General features: G+C 68.7%; 2 protein-coding genes (1 of these 2 cut by a window edge). Both read left to right on the forward strand.

Going from position 1 to position 24142, the window contains the following annotated elements:
• Positions 1–8049, forward strand: coding sequence for an amino acid adenylation domain-containing protein (locus AC4AMJ_RS04145; RefSeq protein ID WP_489917334.1), 8049 nt, complete (start codon positions 1–3; stop codon positions 8047–8049).
• A protein-coding gene (locus AC4AMJ_RS04150) for a non-ribosomal peptide synthase/polyketide synthase (RefSeq protein WP_489917335.1) crosses the window boundary here: on the forward strand, positions 8046–24142 show its 5' end (the start). The gene runs 38368 nt beyond the window's last position; the window shows 16097 of its 54465 coding nt (coding positions 1–16097); it begins with the start codon at positions 8046–8048; its stop codon lies beyond the right edge, outside the window. Before AC4AMJ_RS04145 ends, AC4AMJ_RS04150 begins: the two co-directional genes overlap by 4 nt.

Raw genomic sequence — 24142 nt, forward strand, 5'->3', positions numbered from 1 at the left:
ATGGACCCGACCGAACACGCGGACGAACGCGTGGCGGAGGTCTCGGGTATCCGGCCACTGGAGCTCACCGCCGCGCAGCGGGGCATGTGGTTCGCCGAGAACCTGTCGTCGGACTACTCGGTCATCGTCGCCAACTACCTCGACATCCGCGACGCCGACCGGCCGCTGGACATCGCCCTGTTGGGAGATGTCGTGCGCGAGGTGGGCTGGGACCTGCAGTCCCCGTTCACCCGCATCGTCGAGGTCGACGGCATCCCGAAACAGGTGGTGGATCCGGCCGTCGACTTCCGGCTGGACATCGTTGACCTCCGCTCCGAGTCGGAGCCGCTCTCGGCGGCCCGTCGGTGGATGGATGACGACTATCAGCGCACCGTCGACCTGCGCACCGATCAACTCGTGGTCACGAGCTTGCTGCGGGTGGCCGACGACCGTGCGTTCTGGTACCTGCGCGCCCATCACATCGCGATCGACGGCTACGCCGCGCTGACGGCCATGCACGAGGTGCTCGACCGCTACAACGCGGCGTCCACCGGCACCGTGCCCGCAACCAAGCCCCGAGCCGATCTGGCCGACCTCGTCGCCGACGACCTCGCCTACGCCGACAGTTCGCGACGTGCATCCGATCGCGCGCACTGGACGGCGCATGCGGCCGATCTTCCGGAGCGGGTCAGCCTCGCCACGACCGCCGGGATCGCGCCGCTGCGGCCGGCGAATGTGATCGCCGGCACCGAGCTCGACCCGGCCGTGCAGAAGACTCTCGAGGAGTTCGCCGCGGCCGCGGGCAGTTCCCCGGCGGTCGTGCTCACCGCAGGATTCGCCGCCTACCTCGCGCGCATGACCGGCACCGACGACGTGGTGCTGAGCCTGCCGGTCACCGGGCGTGCCACCGCCCGCATCAAGCGAGCCGGCGGCATGCTGTCGAACATGCTGCCCGTCGTGGCCCGCGGCGTCACCGGGCGGACCCTGCACGAACTCGTCGCGCAGATCCAGGCGGAGATGACCGGCGCGCTGCGTCATCAGCGCTATCGGTTCGAGGACGTGCGTGTCGACGCCGGGATGGGCAGCTCCAACACCGCGTCCTTCGGGCCGATCATCAACATGATGTTCTTCGACAAGCCCATCGAGCTCGTCGGCGCAGAAGTCGACTATCAGATCCTGACCTCCGGGATTCTGGAGGACCTTCGGGTCAACCTGTACCAGGCCGGTCCCGACGAACAGCTCACCGTCGATCTGCACGGCAACCCCTCGCTGTATCGGCAGGATGAGCTCGAACGACACCTGCGTCGATTCGTGACCTTCCTGGAACAGCTGCCCACTGCTGCCGACCTCGTCATCGGTGATGTCGCACTGCTTGTCGAGGACGAGCAGCACCAACTGCTGGCGGCCGGCGCCGGTCCCGACCTCGACACTCCCGACGAGGGCGCCCGGCTTCTCGACGCGTTCGAGCAGCAGGTCCGGCGCTCGCCGGAGGCGACCGCCATCGAGTTCGGGGACCGGACATGGTCATACGCCCGATTCGATGGTCTCCGTCTCGCCCTGGCCCGACGTCTCCTCGACGATGGCGTCCGCAGCGGTGACCATGTGGTGGTCGCGCTCGATCGCGGCGTCGCACAGGTGGCCGCGGTCTACGCCGTGCTCACCGCAGGCGGCAGCTACGTCCCGGTCGACCCGCAACAGCCGCCGAGCCGACGGGCTCTGATCGCCCATATCGTCGGCGCACAGGTTGTCGTCGACACCGACTACCTGCAGGCCACCGGCTTCGACGACACCGCAGCGCAGACCCCGACACCGATCGCGGCCAGGCGATCCGGCGGTGACGCCTCGGCCTATGTCATCTTCACGTCCGGTTCCACCGGGGCGCCGAAGGGCGTCGAGGTCGGTCACCGCGCGGCGATCAACCGACTGACCTGGATGCAGGAGAACTACCCGATCGACGCCGCCGACGCCGTGCTCTACAAGACGCCGATCACCTTCGACGTCTCGGTGTGGGAACTGTTCTGGCCGTTGGCCCGCGGCGCGCGGATGGTCATCGCACGCCCCGATGGGCACCGCGACCCCGAGTACCTCGCGGATCTCATCGCATCGAGTGGGGTCACCACGCTGCACTTCGTGCCGTCGATGCTCGACGCGTACGTCGACATCAACTCGGGTGGTCAGCACCGGACCGACGGCCCGGCGGGGCACGCGCGTGCCGCTTTCGCCCCGACCGTGCGGCGGGTGTTCGCCTCGGGCGAGGCGCTCAGTCGCACTCTGGCCGAGAAGGTTGCCGCGTCGAGTCGCGTCGACCTCATCAACCTGTACGGGCCGACCGAGACCGCGGTGGACGTCACCGAACACCGCGTCGACCACCGAGCAGGGCCGGTACCGATCGGACGGCCGGTCGCCAACACCCGGGTGCATGTCCTCGACTCGCGGCTGCGTCCGGTACCGGTCGGTGTCGCCGGCGAACTCTACATCGCCGGAAGCCAATTGGCCCACGGATACATCGGACGCGCAGATCTGACCGCCGGCCGGTTCGTCGCCGACCCGTTCAGCGCCGCCGGTCAACGCCTCTACCGCACCGGCGATCTCGTGCGCTGGAACGACCAGTACGAACTTGAGTACCTGGGCCGCACCGATTTCCAGATCAAGATCCGCGGCCAGCGGATCGAGCTCGGCGAGATCGAGTCCGTCCTGTGCGGACTGCCCGACGTCGACGCCGCAGTCGCCGTCACCACAGACGGCGACCAGACCCCGACGACCTTGGTCGCCTATGTGCGATCAACGTCCGCCGCGCTCGCCGAGCGGGACGTGCTGGCCCAGTGCCGCCGCCTCCTGCCGTCGCACATGGTGCCGGGCGCGGTGGTCGTCCTCGACGACTTCCCGGTCAACGCGTCCGGGAAACTCGACCGGGCCGCGTTGCCGGCACCGGTCGTCGCCGACGATGTACCGTTCGCGGCGCCGACATCGCCGGTGCAGAAGACGCTTGCCGCGATCATCGAAGAGCTGACCGGCACGGAACGGATCGGACTGCACGACAACATCTTCACCGCCGGCGCCGACTCGCTGACCGTGGCGCGACTGGCGTCTCGGGTGCGCTCCGAGCACGCGCTGTCGTTGCGGCTCGCCGACATCTTCGACGCTCCCACCATCGCCGAGATGGCTGCTCGCGCCGAAGACCTCGCCGAGGGCATGCCGGAGCTGGTGCCCGGTGGCGATCGCGGCGAGTCGGTGCCGCTCTCGCACGCACAGACCCGACTCTGGTTCATCAATCGGATGGACCCCGAGGCGGCCACCTACAACATGCCGGGTGCGGTGCGCCTCGGTCCGGATGTGGACACCGACGCCCTGCGGCGGGCGGTGCTCGATGTCGTGGATCGGCACGAATCGCTGCGGACCCGGTACCCGTCGGTGGCCGGTGAACCCGTGCAGCAGATCGTCGATGTCGCCGACCTCGATCATCTCACCGATGTGTCGGTGCGGCGGATCGAGGAGACCGTTGCCGACGCCGTCGCCGACGAGGCGCGCCGCGGCTTCGACCTCGAGGTCGAAGTGGGGTTCCGGTGGGCTCTGCTCGCCGACGATGACGGCCACATCCTCGTCGTCGTCGCCCACCACATCGCGGCCGACGGATTCTCGCTGAGGCCGCTCATCTCCGATCTGCTGATCGCGTACGAGGCCCGTCGCACCGGCGACGCACCCGACTTCGCTTCCCTGCCGGTCCAATACGCCGATTTCGCGCTCTGGCAGCGGCGCCTCCTCGGTGACGCGGACAACCCCACCGAGCTGGCGGCGCGCGAGATCGACTTCTGGCGTGCCGAACTGGCCGGAATGGATGACCTGTTGGCGCTGCCCACGGACCGTCTGCGGCCGCGGGTGGCCGGTGGACGTGGCGGCTATGTCGACACGACCCTGGACGCCGATCTCGTCGACGGCATCCGCGCGCTCGCGCGGAATGCCTCGGTGACCCCGTTCGCCGTGTTCCACGCCGCACTCGCCGCCGTCCTCGCGCGCCTGGCCGGCACCGATGACGTGGCCATCGGCACCGCCGTCAGTGGCCGTGACGACGAACGTGTCACCGACCTGGTCGGGATGTTCGTCAACACGGTGGTCCTGCGCACCCCGGTCGCGGCCGGTGACACGGTGACCGACCTGTTGACCACCGCTCATCGGTGCCGCGCCCGGGCGATGGCCAACGCCGACATCCCGTTCGAACGTGTCGTCGACGAGCTCGCACCGCCGCGTTCCTCGGCGCACACGCCGCTCTTCCAGGTCTCGCTGACCATGCAATCCGACCCGTCCGACGAACTGTCGCAGTGGGCGGGAACGGGTTCGATGCTCGACGCGCGGGTACCGGCGGCAAAGTATGACCTCGCGTTCTCGGTCGCCGAGCGCGGGGGGCACACCTCCGACACGCAGTACGACATCGAACTGTCCTACGCCACTGATCTGTTCGACCGGTCGACCGCCGCCGCCATCTCCGGCCACCTCGCCACGGTGTTGCGCGCGATGGTCGACGATCCCGATCGGCGGATCGCTCGGATCGATCTCGTACCGGCTGCGGACGTCGCTGCCCTGGCACAGGTGGCGCCGTCCCGCGTCGCGCCGAAGACCTTGCGTGAGTTGCTGTGCGACGGTGCGATCCGCGCCGACCAGGCGGCGCCCGCGGTGGTTGGTGACGGTAGCGAGAGGACCTGGTCGGTCTTCGACGCCCGGACGAATCAGCTGGCCCGAGAGCTCATCTCACTCGGTGCCGGACCCGGCAGGCTGATTGCGATCATGATGCCCCGGTCGTCGCACTCGGTGTTCGCCGCCGTGTCGGTGGCGAAGACCGGCGCCGCGTTCGTCAACATCGACCCCCGTCATCCGGCGGCACGCCGCAACGAGATGCTCGCCGACGCGGCTCCGATGCTGGGTCTCACCGTGACCGGGGCGGGCGAGGATGTCCCCGACGACCTCGACTGGCTCGTCATCGACGATGGATCCGTCGAGCTCCAGGTCGCCGGGCACAGCGGCGCGCCGATCCCCGCCGGCGAGCTGACCTCCGCATCCCGCGTCGACGACATCGCCTACCTCATCTACACCTCCGGCTCTACGGGGCGGCCGAAGGCCACGATCGTCACCCACCGTGGCCTGGCGAACATGGTCGACAACCAACAACGCCGGTTCGCCGTGGACCGCGACAGCCGCGTGCTCCACGTGGCGTCGCCGAGTTTCGACGCCTCGGTCTTCGAGATGCTCATGGCGCTGTGCGTCGGTGCCCGGCTGGTGGTGAGTCCCGCCGACGTCTACGGCGGTGCCGAACTCGAGGATGTCATCGTCGACGCCGGTGTCACCCACGCGGTCATGACGCCCTCGGCCCTGGGGACGCTCGACCCGAACACGGTGACGAGCCTGCGTTCGGTGATGAGCGTCGGCGAGGCGTGCCCACCCGACCTGATGCGCCGATGGGTGAAAGCCGGGCGCGACTTCTTCAATCTGTACGGACCGACCGAGGCGACGATCTGGGCCACCGCGACGGGCCCGATGACCGCGGAGGACACCGTGACGATCGGAACACCGGTGTGCGGTGTCGGTGCGCTGGTTCTCGACCACGGACTGCGTCCGTCGCCGGCCGGGGTGTCCGGCGAGCTCTACCTGACCGGCGTGCAACTCGCGCGGGGCTACCATCTGCGTCCAGACCTCACCGTGACGCGGTTCGTGGCCAATCCCTTCGAGCCCGGAACGCGCATGTACCGAACCGGTGATCGCGTGATCCGTACCACGTCCGGTCAACTGATCTACCAGGGCCGCAACGATTTCCAGCTCAAAATTCGCGGACAGCGATTGGAGCCCGGCGAGGTCGACGTGGTACTCATGGATCACATGGCCGTGTCGAACTCGATCAGTGTCGGCGTCGACGGCCCATCCGGCGAGACCGCACTGGTCGCGTACGTGACCACCGTCGACGACGTCTCCGTGTCACCCGAGGATCTCTTGGGTCATGCGGCGGCGCATCTGCCGGGCTACATGGTCCCTGACAGTGTCGTCGTGGTGGATGACTTCGCGTTGACGCCGTCCGGCAAGATCGACCGGAATGCGCTGCCCGCGGTGGATCTGACGACCTCACACGAGTTCGTCGCGCCGCGAGGTGAGATGGAGGCCGTCGTCGCCGACATCTTCGCCGAGGTCCTGAACGTCGCCCGGGTCAGCGTCCACGACGGTTTCTTCGAACTCGGTGGCAACTCGCTGTCGGCCACCAAGGCCGTATCGCGCCTCGGTGGTCTCCTCGACCGGCGGGTGCCGGTGAAGGACCTCTTCGAGAAGTCGACCGCGGCCCAGTTCGCGGCGCACCTGACCGCAACGATGACAGGCCGCGCGACGCCACCCCTCACGGCGCGCAACCGGGCCGAGATGGTCGGTGTCTCGGGAGTGCAGCGTGGCATGTGGCTGCTCAACCGGTCCGATCCGAATTCGGCCAATTACAATGTGGCGCTGGCACTTCGGCTGTCGGGGCGACTCGATACGGCGGCATTGCGCGCCACGATGGCCGACCTCGTCCGACGGCACGAGACACTTCGGACCACCTATCCGATGGTCAACGGTGCGCCCATCCAGGTCATCATCCCGGCCGAGGACGTGCTCGATGAGTTCGAGCTGCCGATCGTCGACATCGATGGCGACCTCGCCGATGCCATCTCCCGGGTGACCGGAGAGGGATTCGACATCGTGACCACCGCGCCGATCCGCATGGCGCTGCTGCGCGAAGCGCCCGATGAGCACATCCTCGTCTTCGTCGTCCACCACATCAGCGCCGATGGTGCGTCGATGGCGCCGCTGGCACGAGACCTGATGACCGCCTACGAAACACGCCGCCGGGGTGCTGCGCCGGCGTGGCAGTCGCTTCCGGTGCAGTACGCCGATTTCACACTGTGGCAGGCGGACCGGCTCGCGGCGCTCTCCGATGACGGTGTCACCGAGGGAGAACGGCAACTCGAGCACTGGGTGGACCGGCTGTCCGGGGCGCCCGATCAGATCGCCCTGCCCACCGACCGGCCCCGTCCGCAGACGCCCAGCTTCGACGGCCAGACGGTCGAGTTCGAGATCCCGGCCGAGCTGGCCAGAGCATTGCGTTCAGTCGCGCGTGTGAACAACACCACGCTGTTCATGGTCACGCACGCCGCGTTCGCGGTACTGCTGGGACGGGTCACCGGCAAGGATGACGTCGTCATCGGGACTCCGCACGCGGGTCGTGGAGACTCGGCGCTCGACAATGTGGTCGGCATGTTCGTCAACACGCTCGCCCTCCGCACCCGCATCTCGCTGGACGAGTCGTTCACGTCGCTGCTCGAACGGGTTCGCAACGAGGATCTCGTCGACATGGCACACACGGATGTGGCGTTCGACGAGATTGTCTCTCGCGTCCTCCCGGCCACACCCATCTCCTATAATCCGTTGTTCCAGGTGATGTTCGCGTTCCAGAACATCGAGTTCCCGGCTCTGGAACTCGACGGTCTGCGGATCTCCCCGGAGAGCGAGGAACTGTCGGCAGCGAAGGTCGATCTGCAGCTGACGCTCTTCCCCGAGGATCCCGCCGGCGACACTCCGGACGATGCGATGAAGGGTGAGTTGCTCTACGCAACAGATCTTTTCGATCGAGATACGGTCGACGGGTTGGCCGCGTGGTACCTGCGTGTACTCGAAGCGGTGGCGAGCGATACGGACTGCGTGGTGGGCGACATCGTGCTCGACGTGGAGCACGACACGGCGGGTGGCGACACGGAAGATGATGCGACCGCCCTGTCCGACCTCGTGGCCGGTGCCGCGCAAGACGATCCGGCGGCGATCGCCGTGGACCGCGACGGATTCACCCTCGCATTCGGACGTCTGCACGAGACGACCGTCGCGATGGCTGCTGCGCTACCCGGCGCCGACCGCAACGCGGCCCTCACGATGGCCCTGATGAGCTCGATCCCCGACCTCGCCTCGGGCCCGGATCATCTCGACGAAGTGGTCGCGCAGGTCCGCACGCGAGCGCGCCGGGTCGGCGCCGAGTCCATGTCCCCGGCGAGAGGTCACGGACCGGCGTGACGGCAATCGACGTGGGGTCGATCGGTGTCACCCAGTGTTGGGGACGTCGGCCGTCAACCCCGGATCTCATCGCGGCGGCAGCGGAACTCGCGCCCGGCCGTACTGCTTTCGACGGTGCGACGGGGCCCATCACCTTCGCCGTGCTGCACGAGCGGGTCGCCGCGACCGCGGGGGTCCTCGCGGCCAGTGGACTCGACGCCGAGGCGGCGGCATCGGGTTCGGTAACCGGACTGATCCAGACCGAAGGTCTGGAGCCGGCCGCGATCGCCGTCGAGTCGCAGCGGATCGTGGCGCAGATCCGTTCTCTCGCCTTCGAGATCATGGGATCGGCCGATCTGGGATCGTTGCCCGGACTGTTCCGTTCCGCCGTCCATCGTTTCGCCGACCGAACCGCGGTCGTCGATCTCGACGGGACCGCGCTCACCTATTCCGAACTCGACGAACGCTCGGACCGGCTGGCCGCGGGCCTGGTCGCAGCCGGGGCCGGTCCGGAGGTCCTCGTCGGAGTGGCGTTGCCACGCACCGCGGAGCTGATCGTCGCGCTGTTGGGTGTGGTCAAGTCAGGGGCGGCCTATCTCCCGCTCGACCGTTCCCATCCGGTCGAGCGACTACAGACCATCGTCTCCGACGCACACCCACTCATGGTGCTCGCCGACGACGAGACGGTCGCGGCGTGGTCGGATCTCGATGTCCGGCTGTCCACGGTCGCCGACGCCGAACCCGGACGCGATGAGTACGAGCCGCTCGAGCGCGTTCACGGCGATCATCCCGCCTACGTGATGTACACGTCCGGTTCCACCGGGACGCCCAAGGGCGTCGTGGTCACTCACGACGACGTCATCACGCTGCTGCGCTCGATGGGGGAGAGCTTCGACTTCTCCGAGAACGATGTGTGGACGATGTTCCAGTCCTATGCGTTCGACGTCTCGGTCGGCGAGATCTGGGTGTCGCTGAGTTTCGGCGGCCGTCTGGTCGTGCTCGACTACCTGACCACCCGCTCGCCCGCGGATTTCGTCCGGGTGCTGGAGAGCGAGCAGGTCACGGTCGTGAACCTGACGCCGTCGGCCTTCTACCAGCTCGCCGCCGCGGTCCGTGAACCCGTACGCGGACGGCTCTCGAGGTCGATCCGCCACATCATCTTCGTCGGCGAGGCACTGGACTTCGCGCAGGTCCGCCGTTGGCACGCCGATCGGTTGGAGATCGACGGCGAGTCGGGACCGGCGTTGCACAACATGTACGGGCCGACCGAGGCCACCGTGTACATGACGCGGCGCGAGCTGTCCGTCGAGTTCGTCGCGGCCACACATGCTTCCGACATCGGCGGGCCGATCCCCGGAACCCGGTGCCATGTCCTGGACCGTCGTCTCGCCCGAGTGCCCGACGGTGTACCCGGGGAGCTCTACATCGCCGGTGGGCAGGTCGCCCGGGGGTATCTGGGCCGATTCGAGCTGAACGCAACGAGGTTCGTGGCCGACCCGTCCGAGCCCGGCGCACGAATGTATCGTACCGGCGACATGGTCATCCCGCGCGGGGGAACACTCGAATACCTCGGCCGCAGCGACGACCAGGTGAAATTGCGCGGATTCCGAATCGAGCTCGGTGAGGTCGAGGCCGCACTGCTGTCTGCGCCCGGTGTCAACGCCGCGGCCGCGGCGATCAGGCAGCGCGACGATCAGCCCGAGATGATGGTGGGCTACGTCGTCGGGACCGCCTCGGGAGCAGACGATCCGGATGTGTCCGAGGTCCGCGCCGCGGCGGCTGCCCGGCTTCCCGAGTACATGGTTCCCGATGTCGTGGTGGTGCTCGATCAGCTGCCGCTCAACGTCAACGGGAAGCTGGACCGCGCGGCCTTGCCGACACCGGCCCCGGTCAGCGTTGCCTCCTACGAGCCGCCTCGCGGAGAGCTGGAGCGGCAGATCGCCGACGTCTTCGAGGCGGTACTCGACGTCGAGGAGATCAGCGTCGTCGAGTCGCTCTTCAGTCTGGGTGGCAATTCGCTTGTTGCCGCTCAGATCTCGACTCGATGCTCGGATGATCTCGACGTCACCGTCACCGTACGTGACATCTTCGAGTCGCCGACCGTCCGTGATCTGGCAATCCGGGTCGCCGACCGGGTGCACGTGCACCGCCCCGAACTCGTCCCGGCCGAGCGGGTGGCCCCGATCCCGCTGTCCCATGCGCAGCGCCGGATCTGGTTCCTCGCCGAGTTGGATCCGGGGAGCCACGTCTACAACATCCCGCTCGTCCTGCGGTTCCGTGGCGAGCTGGAGCCGTCGGCACTCGACGCGGCGGTGCACGATCTGATCGAGCGACACGAGGTGTTGCGCACCCGTTTCCCGGCCTCCGACGGTGTGCCCGAACAGGTCGTGTTGCCGGTGGGCAGCTATCAGCCCGACGTGGAGATCGCCGACCCGCACCGGATCGCGGCCGACGACACGGCGGCAACCGACGCCGCGCTCGCCGCCACAATGGGCGTGGGCTTCGACCTGAAGGCCGCACCGCCGATCCGCGCGCGCCTGTTCGAGCGGGCCGACGGTGAGTACCTCTTCGTGCTGGTGGCCCACCACGTGATCAGCGACGGCGGATCACTCACCCCGCTCGCCGCTGACCTGATCACCGCCTACACTGCGCGGCGCGCCGGTGAGGTTCCGTCCTGGTCGCCGCTGCCCGTCCAGTACGCCGATTACACGCTCTGGCAGCGAGCTCTGCTGGGCGACTCCGGGGACCCCGAATCGATTGCCGCGCAGCAGCTCGACTATTGGCAGCAGGACCTCGCCGGTGCACCCGATCTGATCGCGCTGCCCACCGACCGGGCCCGGCCGCCGGTCCGATCCCACCTGGCCGACGCCGTGACCTTCGAGGTCGACGCCGAGCTCGTGGCGGACATCGGCCGCTTCGCGCGGGCGCACAACGTGTCGCTCTTCATGGTCCTGCACGCGGTGTGGACCGTCGTATTGCACCGTCTGACCGGCGAACGCGACGTCGTGATCGGCACCCCGTACGCCGGCCGCGGTGAACCGGCGCTCGATCACCTGGTCGGCATGTTCATGAACACGGTGGTGTTGCGCACGGACGTCGATCCCGCCGGCGGGTTCGCGGCCCTTCTCGGCCGGGTCCGAGACCGCGACCTGACCGCGCTGGGCAACGCCGACGTCCCCTTCGACATGGTCGTCGAGAAGCTCCAGCCCACCCGGACCACATCGCATTCACCGATCTTCCAGGTCCTGCTGCTCCTGCAGGATGCGCAGGACGTCCGGTTCGAGCTTTCCGGTGTCACCGCCGAATTGTTGGAGCAGTACCGGGATCTCACCGATCACGACCTTGCCATCACCTTCATCGAAGGGGCCGCGGGCCTTCGCGGAGGCGCGGATAAGGATGCGCCGCAGCCGCTGTCCGGTGTGATCGAATACGCGACCGATCTCTTCGACCGCAGCACGATCAGCGGGTTCGCCGCGATGTTCGACCGGGTGATCCGACAGGTGATCGCCGATCCGGACCGTGCGGTCGGCGACGTCGACCTCCTCGACGATTCGTCGGCCGACCGCCAGAGTTCCCTGGCCCGGGGGCGATCGGTCGACCTGGACGCCCAGACGACCGCGGACGCGCTGGCGCGCCAGGCCGCGACGAGTCCGGAGGCGACGGCGTTGGTGTCCGACGAGCGCACCGTCACCTACGGTGAGCTCGCCGAACGTGTCAACGTACTCGCCCGCGTACTGATCGCAGACGGCGTCGGCCCGGATGTCGCTGTCGGCGTGTGTATCCCGCGATCCATCGAGATGGTCGTCGCCATCCACGCGATCGGTGCGGCCGGTGGACAGTATGTGCCGATCGACGTCGCGGCCCCCACGGATCGTGTGCGCTACATGCTCGACACCGCGGGTGCCGACCTGGTACTCGTCGGCCCCGGCCACGTTCCGAGCGCCATCGGTGAGGCGGGTGTCGCCGTGCGGACGGTGGACTGTGGTGAGCACGTCACCGGCGACGGCTCCGCGGTGCGGGACGACGAACGTCGCGGCCCGCTGCGCCCCGACCACGCCGTCTACACGATCTTCACGTCGGGATCGACCGGTCGTCCGAAGGGCGTGACCCTGACCCATCGTGCGGTCGTCAACCGACTCCGTTGGGGTCTGGACGAATTGCCGATCGACACGTCGGACACCGTCGTGCTCAAGACGCCCTACACGTTCGACTGCTCGGTCGCCGAATTGTATGCACCCCTGATGACGGGTGCACGCCTGCTCGTGCTCAAGGCCGACGGGCATCTCGACCCGATTCATCTCGCCGAGCAGATCGGCCGTCACCAGGTGACGATGGTGCACTTCGTGCCGTCGATGCTGTCGGTGTTCCTCGAGGTGGCCGGTGCGCAGCGGGTGCGCTCGCTCCGATCACTGCGGATCGTCTCGACGACCGGCGAGGCCCTGCCGCCGGCGGTCGCCGTGGAGACCCGGACACTGCTGCCGAACGTGTTGTTCTACAACCTGTATGGGCCCACCGAAGCGGCTGTCGAGATCACCGGTCAGAACATCGGTGCGATCGACGAACAAACCGGTTCGGTGCCGATCGGGCTCCCGGTGTGGAACTCGACCGCCCACGTCCTCGACGCCCGGCTGCACCCGGTGCCGACCGGGGTCGCCGGCGAACTCTACGTCGGCGGGGTGCAGTTGGCGCGTGGCTACGCAGCACGACCGGATCTGACCGCCGAGCGCTTTGTCGCCGACCCCTTCGGCGATCCCGGGGCGCGGCTGTACCGCACCGGCGATCTCGTGCGGCGCCTGCCCGATGGCTCGCTCGACTACCTGGGCCGCACGGACTTCCAGGTGAAGCTGCGCGGACAGCGCATCGAGCTCGGGGAGATCGAATCCGTGCTCGCGTCGGCACCCGGCGTCGTGCACGCGTCCGCGACCGTGGCCGCGGCACCGGCCGGCGGGGAACACCTCGTGGCCTACGTCGCCGGCCGACCCGGAGAGACTTTCGAGCTCGACGCCGTGAAGGCGGCGGTCGCCGACGCGCTCCCGGAATACATGCGACCGAGCGTGTGGATGGTGCTCGACGACATACCGCTCAACTCGGCCGGCAAACTCGACCGGCGGGCACTGCCCGACCCGGAGTTCGCGGCCGGCGAGTACGTGGCGCCCGAAACGGAATCCGAGCAGACGATCGCGACGGTCTTCGCCGACGTGCTCGGTGTCGAGCGGGTGTCGGTGGATGACAGCTTCTTCGACCTGGGCGGCAACTCGTTGTCGGCGACACGCGTGGTGGCACGGGTTTCCGACGCCCTCGGTGCCGCCGTCGCCGTGCGGGCACTGTTCGACGCACCGACCACCCGTGAGCTCGCCGCCTCCGTGGAGATCGCGGAGTCGGCTCGCGCCGGCGCGCCGCAACTCGCACCCGTGCAACGTCCCGAGCCGCTCCCACTGTCCTTTGCGCAGCAACGGATGTGGTTCATCAACCAGTACGACACGACGTCGGCGGCCTACAACATCCCGGTCGTGCTGCGCCTGCGCGGCCCGGTCGACACCGACGCCATGCGAGCGGCGGTCGCAGACGCGATCTCCCGGCATGAGGTCCTGCGCACCGTGTACCCGGCCGGCGCCGACGGCACGCCCCGGCAGCAGATTCTCGACGAGGACTCTGCCGCAACCGAACTGGACTGGGCGATCACCACCGACATCGATGCACGCTCGGCGATGACCCGTGGGTTCGACGTCGCCCGTGAACTGCCTATCCGGGCACGGCTCGCACCGATCGGAGCAGACGAACACCTCCTCGTGATGGTCGTCCATCACATCGCCGCCGACGGCGAGTCGGGACCGGTCCTCGCCCGCGACATCGCCGCCGCGTACACCGCACGGGCACAGGGCAGCCCGCCGACCTGGACGCCGATGGCGCTGCAGTACGCCGACTACGCGCTCTGGCAGCGCGAACTCCTCGGCGACACGACGGACCCGGATGCCGAGATCAGCAGGCAACTCGGCTACTGGACCGATCGGCTCGCCGGACTGCCCGACGTGCTCGAACTCCCCACGGATCGACCGCGCCCGAAGGTCGCGTCGATGCGCAGCGGTTCGGTCGACTACGTGGTCGACGCCGACCTTCGACACGGAATCGAACGCCTCGCCGCCGAGCGTGGGGTGTCGACATTCATGGTTATCCACGCCGCGCTGTCGGTGGTGCTGGCCCGACTGTCCGCGACGACCGACATCGCGGTCGCGACGCCGACCGCAGGTCGTGGCAGGGCGGCCCTCGACGACCTCGTCGGCATGTTCGTCAACACCCTCGTCCTGCGCGCCGAGGTGTCACCCCACGGTTCGTTCGCCGAACTGCTGGACCGCATTCGACGTGACGACCTCGATGCGTTCGCGCATGCCGACGTGCCGTTCGAGCGACTCGTGGAGGCCCTCGACCCGGTGCGGTCGGAGTCCTTCGAACCGCTTGCGCAGGTACTGCTCGTGTTCGACCAGAGCGGGCTCGGACCCACAGTCGTCGGCGACCTCGAGATCACGGCCGAGGACCCGGGTGCCGACGCCGCCAAGTTCGACCTGACCGTGGGCGTCACGGAGACCGATGACGGTCGGCTGTGGGGCAAGATCGTCTACGCCACAGACCTCTTCGATCACGGTAGCGCCGAGCGGTTCGCCGACGCATTCCGCGCCGTCCTCGCCGCCGTCGCCAGGTGCGTCCAGACCGAGACGGATCCGGTGATCGGGGATCTCGCCATCATCGATGACGCGCAGACGGCGCGACAGGTCGACGTCACCACCGGGCCCGTGGTCGACATGCCCGTACAGGTTCTGCCTGACGCCGTGATCGAGTACGGCACAGAACATCCCGATGCGCCGGTACTGGTGGTCGATGATCGCGTCCTCGACCACGCCGAGTTCGGCGCCCGCGTCAACACGCTCGCCCGTCGGTTGATCGAACTCGGTGTGGGTCCGGACATCGCGGTGGCCGTGTGTATCCCACGATCGGTCGAGATGGTGGTGGCCGTTCACGCGGTGGTGGCCGCCGGCGGCCAGTATGTGCCGATCGACACCGAGGCGCCGGGTGACCGGGCCAGGTACATCGTCGAGACCTCCGTTGCGGTGGCACTGCTCGTCGGCGATGGCGACCTGCCAGGGTCAGTGGACGCAGTCGACGTGCCGACGATCGTCGTCGATTCCACCCTCGCGGTGGATGTTGGATCTCCGCAGGCACGCCCGCTCACGGATCATGACCGGATCGCGCCGCTGCGGCCCGATCATGCCGCGTACACCATCTTCACGTCGGGCTCGACCGGACGGCCCAAGGGCGTCACGGTCAGCCATCGCTCGGTGCTCAACCGGCTCCGGTGGGGGCTGTCGAGGTTCCCGTTCGACTCCGATGACACGGTGATCCTCAAGACGCCGTACACCTTCGACGTGTCCGTACCGGAATTGTTCGCACCCGTGATGGCCGGAGCGCGCCTGTTCATCGCGAGGCATGGGGGGCACACCGACCCGGGCTATCTCGCCGACGTGCTGCAAGCCCATCGGGTCACCTCGGTGCACTTCGTGCCATCGATGCTGTCGGTGTTCCTCGACGTCGTGCCCGCCGATCAGCTGGCCCGCCTCACACACCTGCGTTACGTGTTCTGCTCCGGAGAAGCGCTGCCGCCCAGCGTTGCCGCGACGGCGCGGGAGACCTTCGGCCGGGCCGGCCTGCACGATCTGTTCGGGCCGACCGAGGCCGCCGTCGAGGTGGCCCACCAGTACCTCGATGTCGTCGGTGACGTCGTGCCGATCGGCCGGCCGGTGTGGAACACCCAGACTCTCGTGCTGGATTCACGCATGCGCGTGGTGCCTGTCGGCGTCCCCGGCGAGCTCTACCTCGGCGGCGTCCAGGTCGCCCGTGGCTACGCCGGGCGTCCCGACCTGACCGCGGACCGCTTCGTCGCCAACCCGTACGGGCAGCCCGGCTCGCGCCTCTACCGCACCGGTGATCTCGTGCGGGTCAACAGCCGCGACGAGCTGGAATATCTGGGCCGCACCGACTTCCAGGTGAAGCTGCGCGGACAGCGCATCGAGCTCGGTGAGATCGAATCGGTGCTGGCCGGCGTGGATGGCGTCGTCCATGCCGCGACCACCGTGGCGACCTCACCCGGTGGTGCGCAACACCTGGTCGCCTACCTGGCGCCCGCGCCGACGGTCGACGTGTCCGCCGCCGAGGCTGCGGTCGCCGCGGCCCTGCCGCAGTACATGCGCCCCACGGTGTGGACCGTCCTCGACGAGTTGCCGCTGGGCAGCGCGGGCAAACTCGACCGGCGGGCGCTGCCCGCGCCGGACTTCTCGTCGACCGAACCGGCTGAGACGGCCGCGCCGGACACGGACGCCGAACGGCGGATCGCCGACACGGTGGCCGGCGTGCTCGGCGTCGAACGTGTCGGTGTGACCGAGTCCTTCTTCGCGCTCGGCGGCGACTCCATCATGTCGATCCAGCTGTCGTCGTTGCTCCGTGCCGCCGGCTTCGCAGTGAGCCCGCGGGACATCTTCGAGCACAAGACGGTTCGCGCTCTCGCCCGGGCGGCCGAGACCGCCGGCGGTGTGACGCTGGAAGAGCTGCCGGGCGGGGCGGTCGGCGATATCGCCATCACGCCGACAGTGCACTGGATGCTCGAACACGCCGACGGCCCGACAGACTTCGCCGACTACTCGCAGGCCCTGGTGTTGTCGCTCCCGGGCGACGTCCACGAAGCGCACCTGCACACCGTGCTGGACGCCGTCATCAGCCATCATCCCATGCTGTCCGCGCGGCTGACCGCCACGCCCCAGGGCTGGGCGATGCAGGCGGGTGAAGAGTTCGACAGTGCCGATGTCCTGTCGCTGTGGACCGCCGACGATGCGGCCGCGCGCACGGGAACCGACGACGTCGAGTCGCAGATCCGCACGGCGCACGCCCATGCGCTGGGCCGTCTGGATCCGGCAGCCGCACGGATGATCGCGTGCACCGGTATTCGTGGTCGCGGCGAGCGCACCGGGCATCTCGTCGTCGCCGTCCACCACCTCGCGGTCGACGCGGTCTCGTGGCGGTCCATCGTCACCGATCTGGCCGTCGCCGCCTCCCAGGCCAGGCAGGGACAGCCGATCAGCCTGCAGGCGGCCGGAACCTCGATGCGCCGATGGGCCGCCGTCGTCGACGACCTCGCGGGCACCCGAACCTCCGAACTCGATCTGTGGCAACGACATCTGCCTGCTGGCCCGCTGCATCTCGGTGCACCACTCGACCGGGCACGCGACCGGCAGTCGACCGTCCGCTCCGAAACCGTGGAGGTTCCCACCGAGGTCACCGAGGCGGTTCTCGGACGTGTCGCCTCGGCGTTCCGGACCGGTGCCGACGACATCATGCTGGCAGCGTTGGGCCTGGCAGTCGCCCGACACAAGGGTGTGAAGGTTCCGGTGTCCATCCTCATCGAGGGCCACGGGCGCCAAGAACACATCGCAGGCGATCAGGGCCACGCCGACCTGTCGCGCACCGTCGGCTGGTTCACCAGCGTGTCGCCGCTGACGGTCGAGATCGATCCGACCGCAGATCTCACGTCCGTCCTGAAGGCCACCAAGGAGGCCGTTGCGGAGCGTCCCGATGACGGCATCGCGTTCGGCGCACTGCGTTACCTGTTGCCCGACTCGCCTCTTGCCGCACGGCCGCTGCCGCCGATCACTTTCAACTTCCTCGGTGCCGGGGCTGCGGGCCGCGGTGACGCGGCCGGTGTCGGCGTCGACCAAGGACAGTCGGTGGCCTTCGTGCCGGTCGTCGATGCGCCCCGGCTGCCGGGCACCGTCTCGGGTGCCATGGCCGCTCTGGCCGAACTGGCGGTCAACGTCAACACTGTCCCGGCGTCGAACGGACGCGTCCTGCACGCCGAGTTCGGTGTTCCGGCAGCAGTTCTCGACGAGGACTCGGTGACCGCACTGGCCGACGGGTTCGTCCGGGCACTGGCCGAGATCGTCGCGCACGTCGACGAGGTCGGCGATCCTGGTCTCAGCCCGTCGGATATCGCGTCCACCGGGCTGGATCAGGCGGAGATCGACGATCTCGCCCGGCGGTATCCGGGTGCCGACCTGTGGCGGCTCACACCACTGCAGCGTGGCCTGTTCTATCAGTCCGAGGTGGCGCAGACCGCCGCCGACGAGGGCGGCACCGGAGTCGACGTGTATGTGACGCAGGGCGCCATCGATGTCGCCGGGCGCATCGACGTCGAGCGGATGAACGCCTCCGCGCGACGACTTCTCGCCGACCATGTGGTGCTCCGCTCGGCGTATGTGCGGACCGGGGCCGGCACCCCGGTCGCGGTCGTACCGTCGGACGTCGACCTGTCTTGGGATGTGGACGATCTCACCGATGTCGCGCCCGACGAGGCGGAGGCTAGTGCCGACGAGCTGGCGCTCGCCGACCGCGTCACACCGTTCGATCTGGCTGCGCCGCCGCTCCTGCGGTTCCGCGTGATCCACCTCCCCGGCGGCACCGACAGGTTCGTGATCACCAACCACCACCTGCTGCTCGACGGGTGGTCCAACCCGCTCGTCCTCGCCGAGCTGTTCACGCACTACGTCACCCTTCGTGACGATTCCCCCCGATCAGTGCGACCGGATGACGCCGGTGAGGACACTTCCCCCCGATCCATGCGTCCGGGTGACGTTGGCGAGGATGATTTCCCCCGATCGCTGCCGAGTGGTGACGGCGGCGAGGACGATTCCTCCCGATCCCTGAGGAGGTCCGGAGCGCTAGCGGAGGACCGTCACGAAGGGTCGGCCCTTCGTGACGCTCGCAAGCTCGCTCCTCAGGGACCGGAAAGTGACGCTCGCAAGCTCGCTCCTCAGGGACCGGAAAGTGACGCTCGCAAGCTCGCTCCTCAGGGAGCGGAAGGTGACGCTCGCAAGCTCGCTCCTCAGGCAGCGGAAGGTGAGGCTGGCGAGGACGATTCCTTCCGATCGCTGCCGAGTGGCGACGCTGGCGAGGACGATTCCCCCCGATCCGTGCGTCCGGGTGACGCTGGCGAGGACGATTCCTCCCGATCCCTGAGGAGGTCCGGAGCGCTAGCGGAGGACCGTCACGAAGGGCCGGCCGGCTACGCCGACTTCCTGCACTGGCTGGACAACCGCGACGACACCGCCGGTCTCGAGCTGTGGCGCGACACCCTCGCCGACGTCGACGGCCCCACCCTCGTGCGACCCGGATATCGGTCCACGGCAACGGAACTGCCTCGCGATGAGGTGATCACGGCGGGTGCCGACGTCGTCGCCGGACTGGCCCGGCTCGCCCGCGACACCGACACCACGGTCCCGACGATCCTGCAGTACGCCTGGGGCGTGCTGCTGTCCCGTCTGACCGGGCGGACCACCGTCACCTTCGGTGAGACCGTCTCCGGGCGCCCGCCGGAGCTGCCCGGTGTGGAGTCGATGATCGGTTTGTTCATCAACACGCTGCCGGTCGTCGTCGAGGTCGACCCAGGCCGTTCGGTGCGGTCGGGGCTCATCGCGCTGCAGGACACCAAGGCCCGACTGCTCGACCACCAGCACCTCGGCCTCGCCGACATCGCCTCGGCCGCGGGCCATCAGGCATTGTTCGACACCCTGACCGTCTACGAGTCCTATCCGGTCGACGCCGCTGCCGTGAGCGCCGGCAGTTCCGCGGCCGGCCTCGAGATCACCGACGTCTCGCTGACCGACGCCACGCACTACCCGCTCAACCTCGCCGCCGCGCCCGTGGGTGATGAACTCGCCCTCACGTTCAAGTTCCTCCCGGGGGCCTTCTCCGACGACGAGGTCGGCCGCATCGCCGCGATGTACGAGAACCTGCTCGAGGGCTTCGTCGCCGCGCCTGATGTGGCGACGGGCGATGTCGTCGTCATCGATCCGGCCGACCGCGCAGCGCTCACGCCATTGACCGAGCCGGCCACGATCACCCCCCGGACGATCACCGACATCGTCGCCGAGCGCGAAGTTCCCGGCGACCGGGTTGCGCTGGTGTTCGCCGACGAATCGGTCTCCTACGACGAGTTCATCTCCCGCACACAGCGGTTCGGTCGCCTGCTCATCGGCGAGGGTGTCGGTCCGGGTGACGTCGTGGCGGTGGCGATCGGCCGGTCGGCCGACTCCGTCGTCGCGGTCTGGTCGGTGCTGGCCACCGGAGCCGCCTACCTGCCGATCGACCCGACGCTACCGGCCGACCGGATCGCGCACATGCTCGCCGACTCCGGTGTGTCACTGGCACTGACAACTCGACAGGCGGGTCTCGCCGACGAGTTCACCGGCGTCACCTGGATGGCCGTCGACGACCCGCATATCAGCTTTCGCCTGGAAACTTTCTCCCCGGAGATGATCGCCGACGCCGAGCGAATCCGCGCACCCCGCCTCGACGACATCGCCTACCTGATCTACACCTCGGGCTCCACCGGACGGCCCAAGGCGGTCGCGGTGTCTCACCGAGGTATCGCGAACCTCCTTGCCGCACAACGGACGATCTCGTCCGACCCGGCCGACACGCGGGTCCTGCACGTCGCGTCACCCAGCTTCGACGCCGCGTTCTTCGAGATGGCCTGGGCCATCGGACTCGGTGCCACACTGGTGATCTCCCCGGCCGACGTGTATGCCGGTCCCGAACTCGTGTCAGTGATGGTCGACGGCGGAGTCACCGACGCCGTCATCACCCCGCAGGTGCTGGCGACGATGGATCCGACCCCGATCACCACGCTGGCCCACCTCACCACCGCCGGTGAGGCGTGCCCACCCGAGGTCGTCGCGACCTGGGCGCCGGGTCGACAGATGTTCAACCTCTACGGACCGTCCGAGGCGACTGTCTGGGCCACGTCTGCGGCGGTGAACCCCGGCGAGCCGATCACCATCGGCGGCCCGATCAACGGCTTCTCGGTCGCCGTGCTCGACGAGCGACTGCATCCGGTCCCGGTCGGCGCGGTCGGCGAGCTCTATCTCGCCGGCGAGGCGCTCGCGTCCGGTTACCTGAACCGGCCGGGGCTGACCGCCGCCGCCTTCGTGGCCGGACCGTTCGGCGAACCCGGCAGCCGGATGTACCGCACCGGTGACCTCGTCCGCTGGACCGCCGACCATCGTCTCGAGTTCGCCGGACGTGCCGACTTCCAGGTGAAGATCAACGGCCAGCGTGTCGAACTCGGCGAGATCGACGGCGAGCTCACCGCACAGCCCGGCGTCGCTACGTCGGTGACCGTGGGCGTACGCGGGCCGGCGAACTCCATGCGGATCGTCAGCTACGTGGTGCTGCGACACGATACGACCGACGCGCCTGACCCGGACGAGCTGACCGACTCCCTGCGGAACCGTCTGCCGCGCCACATGATCCCCTCGGCGATCATCGTGCTCGACGAGATCCCGTTGACCACCGGGGGCAAGCTCGATCGCCGGGCGCTGCCGTTGCCGCAGTGGGACGACGCCGATCACGTCGCCCCCGCGACCGTGGAGGAGTCCGCCGTCGCCGAGATCGTCGCCGATCTGCTGGGGCGCGAGACCGTCAGCGTCGTGGAGTCCTTCTTCGACCTCGGTGGGAACTCGTTGTCGGCGACCCGTCTGGCCGCGCGCCTGGCGACACACTTCGACCGCGACGTCGCCGTTCGCGACATCTTCGACCATCCGAGCGTGCGGGAACTCGCCGCGTTGGTCACCGCCGGTGCGCGAACGGCGCGGCCGTCGATCGCCCCGGGTTCGCTCGAGCGCGCCGAGCACCTGCCGCTGTCGTACTCGCAACAGCGCATCTGGTTCATCAACCGATTCGACCCGGAGTCACCGGCCTACAACATCCCCGCGGTGCTCGAACTCAACGGAGAGCTCGACACGGCTGCGCTACGGGCGGCCTTCGTCGACGTCATCGGCCGCCACGAGGTGCTGCGGAGCACCTTCGGTGAGACCGATGGTGTCGGTGAACAGATCGTCCACCCGGTCGCCGACATCGACACCCTGTTGTCCTGGCGGGAGATCGAGGGGTCGGCCGACCAGGTCAGCGCGGCGGTGACCGAAGCGGTGTCGACCGGATTCGACATCGCCGCATCACTGCCGATCCGGGCCGTGCTGGCGACCGAGGCCGGCGACACATCGAGATCCGTTCTCGCACTGGTGGTGCACCACATCGCCGCGGATGGCGAGTCGCTTGCGCCCCTGGTCGCCGACGTGCTCACCGCCTACCGCGCGCGGTCGGCCGGCACCGCACCGGACTGGACCCCGCTGCCCGTCCAGTTCGCCGACTATGCGCTGTGGCAGCGGGCGGTGCTCGGTGACCCCGACGATCCCGACTCGGCCATCGCCGGCCAGACGCGGTACTGGACCGACCAACTGGCATCGCTGCCCGACGTGCTGGACCTCCCGGCCGATCGGCCGCGTCCGGCGGTCGCATCGCTGCGCGGCGCGGCGGTCGACGTCGACGTACCCGCCGACGTCGCGCAGGCGATCACCGCGATCGCGACCCGTACCGGGACCACACCGTTCATGGTGGTGCACGCCGCACTGGCGGTGCTGCTCTCGCGGCTGTCCGGCACCACCGACATCGCGGTCAGCACGCCCATCGCCGGACGAGGCGACGAGGCTTTCGACGGCCTCGTCGGCATGTTCGTCAACACCCTGGTCCTGCGCACCGAGATCGATTCCGCGGCAACGTTCGCCGAGCTGCTCGACGACGTCCGGCGGGTCGATCTCGATGCATTCGCGCACGCCGACGTCCCCTTCGAACATGTCGTCGACGAGGTCGATCCCACCCGCTCGGAGGCCTTCGCGCCCCTGGCGCAGGTACTGCTGACCGTCGACCAGAATGTGCCCACGACCATCGAGCTGCCCGGCCTCATGGCCACACCCGTTTCGGCGGGTGAGCCGTCGGCGAAGGTGGACCTCACCATCGATCTGGCCATCGGCACATCCGGCGGCGGCTGGCGCGGCTCCATCGTGTACGCCACCGACCTGTTCGACGCCGCCACCGTCGAACGTCTCGCCACCCGTTTCGTCGGGCTCCTCGGTGATCTGGCCGCCCACCCGTCGACACCGGTCGGCGACACCCCACTGCTGTCCGCCGACGAGATCGACACGGTGCGGGAACTGTCTGTCGGCGCCGAGGTCACCACGCCGCACACCACCCTCGACACGGCGATCGCCGCGCAGACCGGTCGCACGCCGACGGCCCCCGCCCTCCTGTTCGAGGGACGAACCGTGGACTTCGCCGAGTTCGGTTCCCGCGTCGGCGACCTGGCCCGCTACCTCATCGGCCACGGCGTCGGACCGGATATCGCGGTCGGAGTGTGCATTCCGCGATCCATCGAGATGGTTGTCGCCATCCATGCGATCATCTCCGCGGGCGGGCAGTACGTGCCGATCGACACCGATGCACCCGCCGACCGCGTACGCCACATGCTGGACACCGCGCAGGTGGGGATCGTCCTCGTCGGACCCGGATGGGCGCCGCAGGCGATCACCGATGCCGGCGTGCAGATCCACTCCGTCGACACCAGCGCACCGGTCGCCGTGGACACCACACCGGTCACCGACGTCGACCGGAACGCTCCGCTGCGTCCCGACCACGCCGCCTACACGATCTTCACCTCCGGCTCCACCGGCCGGCCCAAGGGCGTCACCGTCTCGCACCGGTCCGTGCTCAACCGGCTCCTCTGGGGCCTGGCCACCTTCGATATCGGCGCGTCGGACACGGTGATCCTCAAGACGCCGTACACCTTCGACGTCTCCGTGCCGGAACTGTTCGCACCGCTGTACGCCGGAGCGCGCATGCTCATCGCCAGACCCGGCGGGCACACCGACCCGGCCTATCTGGCCGACGTGATCGCCGAACACACGGTGACCTCAGTGCACTTCGTGCCGTCGATGCTGTCGGTCTTCCTCGACGTCGTCGACGACGCGGTCCTCTCGCAGTTCACGAGCGTCCGCTACGTGTTCGCCTCCGGCGAGGCGCTCGCGCCGTCGGTGGCCGCGACAACGCGGGCCGCACTGCCGGATGCGGGCCTGCACGACCTGTTCGGTCCTACCGAGGCCGCGGTGGAGGTGGCCCACCAGGATCTCGACCGCGTCGGCGACGTCGTTCCGATTGGCCGGCCGACTCAGAACACGAGCACCTG

The sequence above is a fragment of the Gordonia sp. LMA484 genome (assembly GCF_058129505.1).